The following is a 15,400-nucleotide window of genomic DNA, read 5'->3' as shown; positions in this document are numbered from 1 at the left end:
TCCCGCTCACCCATTGATTAGTCGACAACCGGGAATTCGATCGTCTCACTTTCCTCGTTCCAACTCTCAATCGTAAAATTTCCGGGATCACCACCGGGTAATATTTTACCGACAACAATATTCAACGTGAGCCGCGTATTGGGAGATAACGTGGAAGTCAATGATTTAGAAAGAGTATGCACGGAACCATCCGCCAAGGTGATAAACAACTCCAACAAAGGATTCGGGGCGGAAGGAAACAACATCACGGTAGGATTACTCATGATGGTGGCATCCTCAGAACGGGACAATTCGAATTTCACGGTTTTCGTCATGTTCTCCGCCTCGGCCGTGTAAAAATTCATCTTCTCGGCAATATTTCCAATATGAACGTTCACGCTTGTTATGCTGGAACTGAACGCACTATTATCCTCTTGTTTCAGTATTACCTTCAAACCAGCGGTAACCCGTGTAAGAGAAGCCGTCAAATCCTCCGTTCCAATATGTGCCGGTTTTATCGCGTGGACCAAATCATACACGGGCATATAAGTCCCGTCAGTATTGGGTCGCAAGCTAAAATAGAGTTTTGCCAGATCAGCTCCATTCGTTAACCCCGGGTGAGTAATTGCCGGAGAATTATAAATCGGCTCATCGTATTTGGGTGTCCCCCAATACACCATGTTATACTCGCCGATAGGCAGGTGAAGTTCTCGGTTATTGTCCCCATACACGTCCCCCTCTGATATGACGTAATAACCATTAAATACCGTGAGCTTTCCATTTATGTAGTTTCCATAGTAAATAGAGGTTTCATCCTTACACGGATATACCTCAAGAATCCCCGTGAAAGGATTCTGATTAAGCGGATCGGTTACCCGAGCTCTTATTTTAGGAGTAATTAATCCAGACGTTACCCCATAAGATCCCTCATCATCATTGTCTGAACATGCCGAAACTAAAGTCAGAAGACCAAGCATTACAATCATTAATTTCTTCATAGTACCTTATTTTAATTCGATTATCAACCAAAATACGGTCTATATACGAAATAAAACAGGTAAAAGTTTATGAAATCAACAAATCTCACTTAGTCTAAAATACCTCACCATCACTTACTCTTTTATCAACTTCAAATTCTTCACCCCGATCCGGGCTGCCAACCAAGCCGAGAACTGCTCTTCCTCCGAATCAGATAATTGTTGTCCGAACGCCACGATAGCAATATGTAACGTATCAGCACGTAAAGAATCCACTTGATTACGAATCACCCTGGATATAGCAAGACTTTTCACGGAAGGATAAAGAATCTTCACCTCGGGAGTAACCTGATGCCCGATCGTATCATATAACAGGTAAGAGTTCAACCTCTCACGCAACACGGAAATTTCTTTCTCTTGCGAGGCAATCCGCTGTTTATTCTGCATGTAGTAATCCTGTAACAACATATTACTAACGTCATTTTGCATCTCGGTATCCTCTTTTCCGAATCCCTGATGAATCACCAGAGGGACATCATGCAACCCGTAATGCAACATCTTTTCTTTCAACGACACGATCACTTCCTCTGATATTTCCTTACCAATCAATGATACTTCAATCCGACGTTCCGGATTCTCTGTTTTCACGTAACGATCCACCACCAACGTATTCGGAAAATTAAATTCATTTTTGATAAATCGACTGGCATTCGTCTCGAAGATATTCGTCTTCACCATATTGTAGGTGATATACACACTCGGAACCATCGTCAGGAAAATGATTGAGTACACGATACGGTGTACCTTCTTTTCCCGTTCCTTATCCATGAATTTCTTTTTCGAGAAATGCATCAACCGTACCCCTAAAGTCGTGGCAACCGCAATAAATACCGAATTGATCGTGAACAAATAGAATGCCCCGAAGAAATAACTCAGATTGCCGCTTGCCAACCCGAACCCGGCCGTACATAACGGCGGCATCAAGGCGGTAGCAATAGCCACTCCCGGAATCACGTTTCCTTTCAACTTCGTCGAAGACGCCACGATTCCCGCCATCCCACCAAAAAAAGCGATCAACACGTCATAGATCGTGGGGGTTGTCCGTGCTAGCAATTCCGAACGAGCTTCGTTCAAAGGCGATAACAAAAAATATAACGTAGACGTTAACACGCTGAATATAGTTGCGATCAGCAAATTACGGAAAGCCTTCTTGATCAGTTCAAAATCATTGATTCCAACTCCCAGACCGATCCCCATAATCGGCCCCATCAGCGGAGAAATTAACATGGCTCCGATAATCACGGCCGTCGAATTCGTGTTCAATCCCAAAGACGCAATAAACGTGGCAAAAATCAATACCCACAAATTTGTCCCCCGGAACACGATTCCCTTACGGATAGCCTCCACCGTATCTTCTTCCCGCTCCTGTTCATCTGACGGGTCCAAGATTTGACGCAAATACACCCGAAAACGCTGTAATAATATCATCATTCTTTAAATCTATACATCTACAAAAAGCTCAAAATAGCTCATATTCTTTAAATCTTCGCAAAAGTATAAAATCTATTACATATTCTTCCATTTTTCCCCATATATAAAAGAACTAACAATAAATGAAACGCCCCCAAGAGCTTATTATCAAGTTTCTTGGGGGCGACTTCATGCAAGAACAAAATTGTTCTTATATCATAATGAACTGTTATTTTATAATCTCAACAAGAACGCAACGATTCCAATCATCCTTGTCATAACGAGAACTAACTCCTTTATGATCTTTCACAATACGGTCTTTATTTATTCCATATTTACTAATAAACATATCTGCAACCACATTTACTCGCTTTTCAGAAATAATCATATTTGCCTTCTCAGTTCCTCGTTTATCGGCAAAACCTGTCAAACGAACACGCACCTCTGGGTTCTCCTTCATAAATTGAACCAAGTTATAAACTCCAACCTCCTGAGTAGGATCAATTTTGTAACTGTTGAAAGCGAAGTTTATCGTTGTCGGTAAAGCCTTAAATACCACGTTCGTTTCAGTTGTTGGCACCTCTTGTTTTACCACTTTAACAACGGTATCCGGGGTACGGCTAATCAATTCTTTGATTCGTGCGTCTTGTGCTTTTGCTAAATTCTGAAGGTCTGCATACTGTTTCTGGCTAACAGCCTTTTTAAACGAACGATTCTTAAATCTGAAAGTAACTCCAACACTCAGATTACTAATCCCGTCATTAGGGAATCCGCCTCTGGTCACGAGATCATCATCCAAAATTATCCCACCATATTCCAAATTCAAATCAAAACGTTGAGATAACCGGAAACGAGCTTGAATACCAGCATTAATAGTAAAAGATTGATCACTACCGATAAAAGCACCACCTATTCCTGCAAAAGGTACCAAATCAAAGCAACGATTCTCATTGTAACGACCAAAGAAGTTTAACAAACCAAACATAAAGTCTCCATGAACAGCTCCATAATGTTTGTGCAACATCATTTTCCCATCATTTTGAAAACCATGTAAAGCACCTCCCAAACCTTGAACTCTCAATCCCCACCAAGGCGTAAACCATTTACCAACAGACAAGGCCGGCATAAAGGTTAATCGATCACCGAACTTTGCATCAGTAGACCCCTCAGCATAGAGGGTTTGAGCCCCTAAATTCAATGAAATAAACCAATTATCCCAAAATTTGTTGGTTTCAAATGATGTTTTATAACCCGGCAGTTTCTTTTCCTGATTATTCTGCGCAAACGTAGAAATGTGTAATACTACCAATAGTACTAAAAATACGATTTTTTTCATTTTGAAATAGTTAAAGTTTATATTGCAACCTTTCTCAAATAAATTTGGAGAAAAACGCCGCAAATGTATAAAAAAAATAATTACTGTATTTTATTATACACAAAATAACTACATCTTTATTTCCAATAATCTTAGAACGTGATCTTCAAGTTCACGGAAAAAGTACGTCCGAAACCATAGAAAACCTTGGCTGTATCTTTATCATGCCCGGCACCATCCTCCGCGTCAGCGATATACTCTTTATCCAAAAGATTATTCACGTTTGCGGAAACCAGCACGCCAAACACCTTACTCAACGGGAAACGATAGTTGATATTAGCATCCAAAACACCATATGCCGGCATCCTCCAAGGAGATTCAAATGCCTTTTCAGCTCCCAGATCATACCCCAAGGAAGGAGTAAATTTTGCATAATTCCGAGCGAAATGAGAATAATCCACTCCCACATGCGCCCTTTTCAAAAACTGATAACTTCCTCCCAATGCAAAAGTTGTCTGCGCGGAATTACCCACCCGCACATCCTTCATCTTTACTGTATTCTGAGCATGATTCTCTCCCCCGACCTGACTCACCGGGTCTCCATTTTTATCAACAGGTTCTCCTAATGAATTATAAGCATATCCTTTGCCATCCCCATCCCAATGCCAGTCTCCCATGGAAAACATCCCGGTAACCTTCAGATCTTTCAACGGACGTAACACGAAATCAACCTCAATCCCTTGATGTAACGCATCCAGTCCGGTCAGATTCACCCGTACCCGTTCCCCGTTCTTCTCAAAGAAATTAGCCATTGTCTTATCCATCCACGAAGTACGATACAAATTCACGTTGGCATCCAACCAAGATGAACGAAAACCGTACCCCAACTCAAAAGTAAACACCTTCTCGTTCACGGCATCCGGGTTCGTCTCGTTACTCACATCCTGCTGCAAAAATACTCCGCCTTGCATGTAAGGAGCCCGGGAGAAATACCCGATATTGGCAAACACGTTATGCTGATCTGTCAAGTTATAATTAGCTCCGGCTTTCACCGTACCTCCCAAGAAACTCTCCTTATCCGATTTCGCCTCATCTTTCAAATAATAAAAACGATCTTTCCGCCAATAAGTTATATTAGAAAGAGACCCGGAAACGAACACACTCAAAGCATCCCGGTTATATTCCCCTTGCGCGAAAAAACCTTCCTGCACCATGTAACCGTCATAATCCCGGTAAACAATATCCCCTTTCTTCAATTCCTTATTTTGCCACGTATAATCGTCCGCCTTGTATTTTACATTCATCCGACTATCGTCAATAAAATACCTTCCCCCGTACAAATCTACAATCTCGTTATAATGTTTCCCCTTGTAATAACGCAAATCGACACCCCCGTACACATCAAAATATTGTCCCAGTTTGGTCGTGTAGGTAGAAATCAAGCCATACCAATTATGCTCGTTCCGGCTCATAGCCATAATCATCTCCGAACCGATCACGCTTGCCGAATTTAAATTATAAACAGCCGTATAATTAAACGTCCCGTCTGCCGCTCTGAAATCGCCCGTTGTTGGCTCCCCTTTGGAAGTTCCGTACCAATCATATTTATGAGCCTTATTAGAACGTCCTCCATATCCGCCCCCTCGTCCTAAAGACAAGTAAAGTACACTGGACAAACTTGACTTTTCATTGATCTCCCAAAGGTGATTCAATGAAATTTGAGGCTTGTGATATTTATTATATGCCGAAACCTTCCGCACCTTCTCTCCATTCCAATCCGCAAAACCATAGGACGGGTTATACTTCGTATCACCCAATTTTTCCCAAGCCTTGATCAGCATCTTATCATTCCGATTACGTTGATTATGCCATTGTGGAGCGCCAAGAGCAGTCAAGGACAATTCATGATTCTCTCCCAATTTCTTGGAAATATTAATAAAATAAGAATACCCCACGAAATCCGTTCCTTGTATATACCCGTCACCCCAAGTTCTTGCCCCCAAAATAGACATGGCCCATCCATTTTTTAACAAACCGGTAGAGAAGCTAAAAGCCACCTTATTATAACCGTCATTTCCCACCCCGTATAAAATAGAGCCTCCGGCCTCTGCATTTGTCGTATTCGTCACGATATTGATAGAACCGCCAACAGACGGCACGGCAATCTTTGATGCCCCTAATCCCCGTTGTACCTGAATAAAACGGGTCACATCCGACAAACCTGCCCAGTTAGACCAATAGATTCCACCCCATTCCATCTCGTTCACGGGAACACCGTTCACCATCACGGCTATATTCTCCGTCTCGAATCCCCGCAAATTAATCCGTCCATCTCCAAACGCTCCCCCCTCTTTCGTGGCATAAACACTCGGCAAAGATTTCAATATCTCCGGGAATTCCTGTGTTGAAAGTTTCTCCTCGATCTCTTTCGCCGTCACCACCGACAAAGCAACCGGGGTCTTCCGGTCCACGGCTAAAGAACCACGCACCACCACATCCGACAAATTAATATACATCGGCAACATCCCCACGGTCCCCAGATCAACCTTTTTATCATCCACAACAACACTTTTTTTCACTTCCGAATAACCTACACACCGGAACACCAATATCACGGTTCCCGATTCTTCCACCTCCAATTCAAAATATCCTTCCGCATCCGTAGCACACCCAACACTCGTTCCCTCCACGCTCACGGTAGCCCCGATCAACACTTCTTTTGACTGAGAATCAACGACTCTACCCTTAATTACCTCTTTTGCCATAACATTCCACGACATACCTAACAGGAACATAGTCCCACAAATCACTTTTAACAACATACTACCCATAATACATTACTTTATGAAACACAACGTGACACGCCAGGCATCTTTAAGTCTATTTAGTGTCAATCTCGTTGCGAAAGTAAGTATTTATTTACAACACACCTAATCATTTATTAAAACTTTTTACATTCCGGTAAATTTTAATCCAATCACATAAACGAGAATGCACCTTTAAATCCAATCACCTGAATAAAAAAGAGCCTTCCCTCTTTAAATTTACACGATACTACTCAAGTTTATTCATCAGTATTTCAAACCTTTTCCCATCTCACTTCTTTTGTAATCTTCAAAAATCGTATCATTTATCATTCAAACCTTCTTTTACTTGCTCAAGAAAAAATTCTGGATCAACCAACCCCTCTATCCGATGGCGAATACCCCCATCGGGATTCACGAGCAAACAGACCGGATAAAATTCCATGTTCCACTTCTTTGCCAATACAAGTCCCTCTCCCACCTTCATGTCATACTTCACGCACACGTAATTATCTTCTAGGCATTTTTTTATATCCTCTTTTTTTAGTATGTCATTCTCCATGCCATCACAAGGGGGACATGAATTTATTCGACAATAAACAAAAAGCATTCGTCCTTGCCTACTTGCCTCTTTCAACGCATCTTCGTAACTTAAACTCTGAAAATTCACCCCATCAAGAAGATCCCGCTTAAGCTTTTGGAAAAATCCGGCAACTTGTTCACGTCCATCACCAGAAACTAACTCCAGATACCTGTTCTCCAAACGAATCATTCGTTTTAAATCCACTTCCGAAACCTTCTGTTCTATTGCCATGAAAGCCCTCATTACAAACCAAACCTTATTATTATCATTATCCCTTACATCCTCGGCAATCGAAATCAATTGATCGAGATCATTTGCCAAGCAAGCCTGATTTAATTCAATCGCATACCATAAAACCTCCTCATTAGTTATATCTACTCGGGCCAATTCCTCTTGGACTTGTTTTAACGTTTCTCCCGAAGTCCGTGTAGCAGCATTTAAAACTCCATCTATCGCCCGGAAAAAATTATCCATCAAATAACTATCTATTTGTTCTTTACCGACATTTTTATACAAAACATCCGAGTGGTCCAGCACAAACTTAAATCCCTCCGAACCGTAAACTTCTTTTTTCAAGATAGGCCAAAATTCTTTCTGCAACTTATCCTCATCATTCAACTGTACATTCAACTCCTCGAGAACTTTCCCGGACTTCATTTCCTCGTTCGCATCCAACAACGCAATTTGATACCTCACGAGTTCTTTCTTGTTTAACTTTCCCTTCTCGTATTTTTTATCCAGGTAATCAAGAGACGTCTTCTCATTTAACCCTCGTTCAACCTTCTCAATAAACATCTCAATCATACCGGTTCCTCCAACAATTTTATGTTGTAAAGTTCCATCCGGCCGAAGAATCAAAAAAGTCGGGTAAGCCTTCACTCCAAATTTTTCATTTAATTCCTTCCCTTCCCCCCGTTCCATATCAAACTTCACAGAAACAAACCTCGGATTGAAAAAATCACCCATACTTTTCTGCGGGAACACCGCTTGAGCCATGTATTTACAAGGACCACACCAACTCGTGTAACAATCCACGAACACGAATTTATTTTCCGCTTTCGCTTTCGCCAAAGCTTCGTCAAAAGTAAGATCTTCAAAATTTACCCCCTCTTGAGCAAAAGTCGCCATATGAACCAATAACAAAACAATAATAAAAATAGAATTTTTCATAACTTCAATAGATTACATTTAAATGAAAGGAACTGCTATCACGAGCATATTCCTTTCAACTCTTGATACGATTATTCAAATATCACACGATGGTCACGAATCCCAAATAAACATCACCCAATGCTCGATTTATACAATTAACTCTTCTATAAATTCGTCTATTTCTGCTCTTTATAAATCATTTGTACAATCTCACCTGCAACGCCCCGTTCTTTCCATTTCAGAGACTTTGTTGCCACATCGTAACAATACACGCAACCTTTATACTCCTGATTTCCTGCCGCATCCAAAGCCACGTATAAATTTTTTTCCTGTGGGTCCAGCATCATGCCTTTAACAATATCCCCCTCTTCGCCCACCGTGTAATCCGAACTACCCGGAAAATTCCCATCCGACTCGAAATTATACCGGAAAATCTCATTCCCTTTTGAATAGTACAAAATGCTCTCTTTCTGACTCGTGAGAAACACACTATTTTCCACGATATTTCCTTTCGTTTCTGGCCATACGGATTTCAACACATTATTTTTCGCATTCACATAAGCCACTTTCATTTGATTCGCAACATCTTTCATGATAATGATCCCCTCTCCATCATTCTTACTACTCAACATACCCAATACAGAAACGGCCTCAAGGTCATCATAAACCGGCATAACCATACCCCAATCTCCCGGAGCCAAAAATACCTTATTCCGTGTATCAAAAACCAGATAACTTGTTCCGGAATAAGAAGACGAAATAATAGCCTGATTTGCCAGATAAGCGTCGGGGAACATACCTCCCATCATCTCGTTGGTTATCCCCTGCTGAAAATTATTCAAAAAATCTTCTCCTTGACAATTCATATCGGCAATACGTCCTCCCCCCAAAAATGTAATTGACCCTTCACCATTGGGCAACAGACGTTCTACCCTGGGTTCCGGACAATTAATCATATTCAGAATTTCCATAGAATTTGCCTCCACTTTAGCAATTTTCAACGGCTCCTCCGTAGCAATGTATATATAATTAATTTTCGCATTATAAAGAATAGATCTCGGGACATTTCCCAAAGTCACACCCGGGTTATTAAACTGGTAAACTCCCTTCTCAAAAACGCTATCTTCTCCTTCTATATTCTTGAAAGAAACCATTGATTTTCCATCATGTGAACTTAGCACCACGATACCATCCTCGTAAGGATAAGGCACTTTCAGATTAAATGTTTTAAATATCGCCCCATCTTCATTATAGACTTTTAAACGACACAAAAAAGTCCCGCACGTTGTACATTCATACGTCAACACATTCGACGTAGACTTCACTTCATGATCTATCTGCCATTCATAAAAAAGAGGTTTATCTCTATTTTCCTGCTCTATATCAGGAGCATTCAACGTAAAAACATGCATCTTTTCCCCGACATAAACACTATCCAATGGATTCACGAAAGAAAGTAGGGAAATAGCATCTCCCCCCAAGTCCGATTGATCGTCAATACAAGAAACCAACGTGAATAAACCTAACAATATATATATCAACTTTTTCATAATTCACTCGTTTTTTATCCGTATATACTCTTTACTCGTAAGGCCAGAAAATATAAGGAGGGAACTCCATCCCGTACTCGGGATGCTCCTGAAAATATTCATACATCTCCTTAGCAACATTGATCAACTTCACCATTTTATAGGAATAATCATCCAAGGTGATCGGACCTCCCCAAATTTCTATCATTTTCTGGTACTTCTCCTTCTGGTAAGGCCCCCAGAAAATATCTTTAAGGCCAACCCACCATACCGGTTCGGCCAAATAATTACTGAAAGTGACTGTTGCACGAAGTCCCTCTTTTACCCCTAACTGGAAATCAGAACTTGTTTCCAGTTGCAAAACAACCCGAAAAACAGTATCTCGTTCATCCATAACATTCTCCCGGATAATCTCCACCGGAACATACCCGACAATAGAATCCTTGGGAATCGTGATTTCGGAAGGAATCGCCGTGTAAGCATCGTCCATAGCTGTTGTAGCTGTTAAATCCACTTTCACCTTTACTTTCATATCTGTATGTGCCGGTTCTCCTAGCATCTGAACCGGAACCTTCACCGTGTATCTGGTCATCTCCACTGGTTTATCTCCAAAAGCATAATGCAAGCTATCTAACGGAAAATACACCCGATACAAATTATCATAGAAACCATCATCACCATTTTCACTACACCCGGAAACCCAGACTCCAAGGCATATTACGAGAATATACAATATCTTTTTCATCGCTATATAAATTTACTTGTTAGTACCTCCAAATTCCTGTTCACTCTTTGGCCAAGGCAAAACGAACACATCAACAGACGGAAGAATCTCTTTATCATTTGCCGCATTCATAAAACCGGAATTATCCCGTTTATAAGAAAAAAATACTTGTCCTTCACCCCAGAACTCACGGCAACGCTCCACGAGTAATTCCTTGTTGAATACATCTTGTGTCGGAAACCTGGATATCTCCAAATCTTTCAAACCCCGACTATTCCGAACATCATTCAAATAACGTAGAGCCTTCTCTTTATCTTGTGGATAAATGGCCTCAGCCAGAATATAATACATTTCAGGAAGGCGAAGCAAACATACCCCTTGAAAATTATATGCTTGTTCATCCTTTTTCAATAGCCGGGTAAAAGCGTATTGCTGGGAAATCGACTCGTCCTCCGTGAAAAACTCCGTGTAACGCATATCTTTACTGTCCGCCTCAAAACTTCCCACCTCATAAATGGTACGCATTCCTTCCCGGACTCGCACGACACTGCCTGATCCTAGCGAACCTTTTAAAAACAGATCGTTATAAGGAGTGTACAACAAGTTGGAATAGAGTCCCCAAATTAATTCTCTATTGGCTCCATACCTCTTCACTCCGGCAAAAACTTTCGAATCCGTTAACCTGAGCTCCGGATGAGCAATAACTTTTTCAGCGTTATATGCCGCACTATCTAAATCTCCCTTATAATGAAAAACACGCGCCTTCAAAGCCCACACGGCATACTGGTTACAATGCTGATAACGTGTCCCCCGGTACACGGAAGTCGCTAAAGAATCCTTTACCAATTTATCGTTAACCAAAATCTTTTGAGCCTCGGTCAAATCATTCAGTACATTATCATAACATTCCTTCAACGTGCATATCCGCTTGTTCTTCAAGTCAAACGAATAGGAATAAGGAATCCCGCCTGCACCGGAATTTATCTTTATATTATCACAAAACAAACGCATAAGATCAAAATGCAAGAAAGCACGCAAAGCGTACGCCTCCCCCCGAATAACCGTGTAATCCGGATCTTTGCCCACCTCTTCTTTCTCCACGTTCTCGATCACATTATTCACGTACATAATACATTCATACGCCTTAGACCAAATCCCATCTACCGTTTCGGAAATAGCCTGATCCGTGTATTTAAAATTCGTGGCAGCATAAACATCCGCCATACCATTATAAGGATCGTAAAACAATTGCCCCACCTGATCTATAAAACCGTAACTCATCGCTTTCCCGTACAGGCTCGTTTGTGCCATCGAGGCATAAATACCATACATGGCGTCTCTATACCCTTGCACATCCTTGAACTGTTTGCCTTGTTCGACCGTACCTTTAGGTTGTACATTTAAAAAACTATTGCACCCACACAGACATACCAACAAGCAAAGCCCGAACAGCAACTTAGATTGTATATTTTCTCTTCTCATAACTTTCGTTTTAATTCATTCTTTTAAAATGCAGCACTTATAGAGAACTCAAAACTTCTCGCAAAAGGATAATCAAGCCCCCGTTCCTGCTTAATCGTGGACACCCGGAATATATCATTCATCAAAAATTCCACCCGTAGACGGTTCAAATACAATTTTCGACACAAATCCGGCATGAAGTCATAGGATAAACTCAAACTCTTCATGTTCAAGAAATATTCATCCCGGATAAAACGACTCGTAACATCAGGAATACTCTTATCAGCAATATCCTTATACTTCGTATGATCCCCCACTTGACTCCAACGACTGTAAAACACCCGTTTATCCGCGTTACATTGAGGGTCGGCACCCTCCACCCGGGTAACCAAAGTCTGGTTATAAATCGTTGCACCCAAAGAATAATCAAACATCATGTTTAAAGAAAAACCCTTGTAAGTCAAATAACTGGCAAAAACACCAGACAAATCAGGATCAGAATCCCCGTACACCCGCTTATCCCAATAATTATACTCGAAAGTCGGGTTCCCGTCCTTGTCTATAAAAATCTCCCGTCCGGTAGCCGGATCGATACCTCCCGACTTAACAGCCTTCACGGCACTGATAGAATGTCCTTCCTCGTAGATAGGCGGCGGCATCCGTGACGCTTGGGTATTCAAAGAATCATTTAATATTTTCAACGAATTACTGATCTTCTTTATCTTATTCTTATTATGCTGCATCGTGACAGACAATGACCAGTTCCATTCTTTATTCGTCACGGCAACCACTCGCGCCTGTAACTCAATTCCCGAATTTGCCAATTTTCCCATATTCTCTTTAGCGGTAGGCATCCCGATTGAAGGAGCCTTCGTCACATCAAGCAAAAGATTATCCGTGATCTTATTATAATAATCCACGGTCATATCCAACCGATTACGAAAAAAAACAACATCAATTCCCACATTATAATTCAATGCCCGTTCCCATTTCAACTCCGGGTTTCCAATAGCCATTGGCACCGCACCAATACCTTTCCCGTAATCCAATTCCCCTCGATATTGATAGGTCGTCATTGCTTGATAAGGGGCAAAAGACGCATTCCCGGTATATCCCACGCTGGCTCTCAATTTCAAACGATCCGTTGATGAAGAGTGCATAAACTTTTCTTTATGAATATTCCATCCCGCACCGACACTCCAGAACGGAGCATAACGCTGATCCTCCCCAAATTTAGAATCTCCCTCGTAACGAATAGAGGCATCCAAAAAATAACGATCATCGTAAATTATATTCGCGTTCATAAACGCACCCATCGTACGGGAAATATTTTGTGATCCACCAGGTTTTTCACCTTCCGGATATTTTGTACTAAAAGCCGGATGTGCCAATTTATCCGAGAAAATCCCAACACCTACATACGAATTTGAATTACTCTCGGTCGACTGAATTGTTCCCCCACCAATCACACTCAACAACGTACCGACACCGAACATACGATTATAGGACAACATCAATCTCCCTTGATAATCCATGCTTTTCGTGTTAGAGATACTGATTTTTCCCGACTCCGAAGCAGATTTCCCCCTAAAATCATTCGATTCCGGGGAACGGAAAATTTCCGTATCATTCTTTGCTTTATTTAAAGAGAATGACCCTTCCACCCGAAAGTCCGGTAACACTTCCACCTTCAGATCCAAAATCGTATTCAAATAAAACTGTTCCCCTTTATTATAACTCCCCAATGATGCCTCGTACAAAGGATTGGGCGTGTTATAGCTCAACGTCCGATTCAAAGAACCATCAGCCAGATATACCGGATCATAAGGATTCAACTTCACGTATTCACCAAAAGTCCCATAAGGAGACTCTTCATTATTCACGGATGTAATAGTCGTCGTGTTCGACACGAATACCTTATCCTGTTTATTATACGAGAGCTTAAAACCCAATGAATACCTATCCCGGTTGGATTCTTTCATCACCCCTTGCTCCGTCCCATAGCGAGCGGTCAGACTATAACGTATATAATCATCTCCCCCGGCAGCATTAATGGAATGGTTATGTGAAACCGAATTACGTAAAGGCTTAGAAATCCAGTCCGTATTCACACCTTCCCGTACCCGCAAAAACTTCTCGTTATACAGCTCGTCTAACTCGTATTGATTACGACTTGTCCCCATGTACAATTTAGCCCTTTTCTCGTATTCCAGCTTTTCTGCCGCATTCAACAAATCATAGTCACTCAAATCCGGCATGGAAACCCGAAACGTCCCGCTATATGACACTCTCATTTTTCCCGCCTTCAAAGGCTTTGTCGTGATTACGATAACCCCTTTTGCCGCCTTAGCCCCATACAAGGCGGAAGCAGAGGCATCTTTCAGTACAGTCACGTTTTCCACGTCATTTATATCCATGTCAAAAACATAGTCCAAATCGACTTCCGCCCCATCCACAATAAAAGTCGGGACATTGGATGATCCCTCAAAACTACTTCTTCCCCGGATCAAAATTTCCGGCCTCGTGTTCGGGTCCGATCCCATCTCATTATTCGTAACGATCTGCATACCCGGCACAAAAGCAGCCAAGCTCTGTAACAGATTTTTAGTACCCACACTCAACAACTGTTCCCGCTTTACCGTCGTGGCCGCACCCGTGTAACTATTTTTCGACTTCGTTCCGAATCCGGTAATAATCACCTCTTCCAGTTCATCCACGTCCGGTTTCATCACGATGATCAAATCCTTCGTTTCCACACTTTTAATTTCCCGTTCCTGTGTCTTCATTCCCACAAAAGAAAACACCAGCACCACGCTATCCCTTTTCGAGAATTCAAACTTGAACTTCCCGCCCGCATCAGTAGCCGTTCCGATTGTCGTCCCTTTCAACGCAACAGTCACCCCGGGCAAAGGTATTCCACTCTCATCTTTCACCGTTCCGGTGATTTTCCATACCACCGGACGCTGCCCCTCTGTTTTAGGAGAAATCACGATCACATTATCCACGATGTGATAAACCAATGAAGTCCCTCTCAGTACACGTTCCAAGATTTCCGCCAGCGTTGCGTTTTTCACGGAAACCGACACGTTTACCCCGGTCACCTCATCATCATTGTAAAAGAATTCATAACCGGACTTCTCTCCCAGCTCATTTAAAACTTTTACCAAGCTTTCCGATTTTTTCTCCATGGATAACCTGACATTCTGTGCCACGCTTTCTGCGGACACCGAATAAATAGTAATTAGTAATAGAAAAAGACAGAGTTTCATAACCGTACAGATTTTTTTTAGGACAGACTTTTCCCCTGCCCTTACGTTTGGCTTTTTTTTCATAACTTTGTAAGGTTAAATTGTTTGTACTAGAATCAATTTTTCAGTTTATACAGGAAATGTTCGCTGCATTTCCT

9 protein-coding genes are annotated in these 15,400 nt (G+C 41.6%); all 9 read right to left on the bottom strand.

What is annotated here, in order from left to right:
• Positions 1 to 17 precede the first annotated feature (17 nt).
• The 9 genes from F1644_RS17595 to F1644_RS17555 all read right to left on the bottom strand — a co-directional run bounded on the left by F1644_RS17595 (position 18) and on the right by F1644_RS17555 (position 15,263).
• Positions 18 to 977: a FimB/Mfa2 family fimbrial subunit gene (locus tag F1644_RS17595; protein ID WP_087420992.1), complete on the bottom strand. Its 960-nt coding sequence runs from the start codon at positions 975 to 977 to the stop codon at positions 18 to 20.
• A gap of 114 nt (positions 978 to 1,091) precedes the next feature.
• Entirely contained in the window at positions 1,092 to 2,447 is a 1,356-nt protein-coding gene (locus tag F1644_RS17590) for a TIGR00341 family protein (RefSeq protein ID WP_087420991.1), read from the bottom strand.
• Positions 2,448 to 2,655: 208 nt separating this feature from the next.
• Entirely contained in the window at positions 2,656 to 3,762 is a 1,107-nt protein-coding gene (locus F1644_RS17585) for an OmpA family protein (RefSeq protein ID WP_168044130.1), read from the bottom strand.
• A gap of 131 nt (positions 3,763 to 3,893) precedes the next feature.
• A complete protein-coding gene (locus F1644_RS17580) occupies positions 3,894 to 6,572 on the bottom strand; it encodes a TonB-dependent receptor (RefSeq protein ID WP_168044132.1) in 2,679 nt (892 codons plus the stop codon).
• Between the two features lie 295 nt (positions 6,573 to 6,867).
• Complete coding sequence (locus F1644_RS17575) at positions 6,868 to 8,298, bottom strand: thioredoxin family protein (protein ID WP_118304412.1); 1,431 nt, start codon at positions 8,296 to 8,298, stop codon at positions 6,868 to 6,870.
• A gap of 158 nt (positions 8,299 to 8,456) precedes the next feature.
• A complete protein-coding gene (locus F1644_RS17570; protein ID WP_118304413.1) occupies positions 8,457 to 9,830 on the bottom strand; it encodes a hypothetical protein in 1,374 nt (457 codons plus the stop codon).
• 31 nt (positions 9,831 to 9,861) lie between these two features.
• Positions 9,862 to 10,554: a DUF4843 domain-containing protein gene (locus tag F1644_RS17565; protein WP_118304414.1), complete on the bottom strand. Its 693-nt coding sequence runs from the start codon at positions 10,552 to 10,554 to the stop codon at positions 9,862 to 9,864.
• 12 nt (positions 10,555 to 10,566) lie between these two features.
• Complete coding sequence (locus tag F1644_RS17560) at positions 10,567 to 12,015, bottom strand: RagB/SusD family nutrient uptake outer membrane protein (RefSeq protein WP_118304415.1); 1,449 nt, start codon at positions 12,013 to 12,015, stop codon at positions 10,567 to 10,569.
• A gap of 23 nt (positions 12,016 to 12,038) precedes the next feature.
• Positions 12,039 to 15,263 (bottom strand): SusC/RagA family TonB-linked outer membrane protein, encoded by a 3,225-nt coding sequence (locus tag F1644_RS17555; protein ID WP_118304416.1) that lies wholly within the window; start codon positions 15,261 to 15,263, stop codon positions 12,039 to 12,041.
• Positions 15,264 to 15,400 lie beyond the last annotated feature (137 nt).

The organism is Butyricimonas paravirosa (genome assembly GCF_032878955.1).
Lineage (GTDB): Bacteria > Bacteroidota > Bacteroidia > Bacteroidales > Marinifilaceae > Butyricimonas > Butyricimonas paravirosa.
Note: the sequence above shows the minus strand (reverse complement) of the source record. Positions and strands in the feature narration are given on the sequence as shown.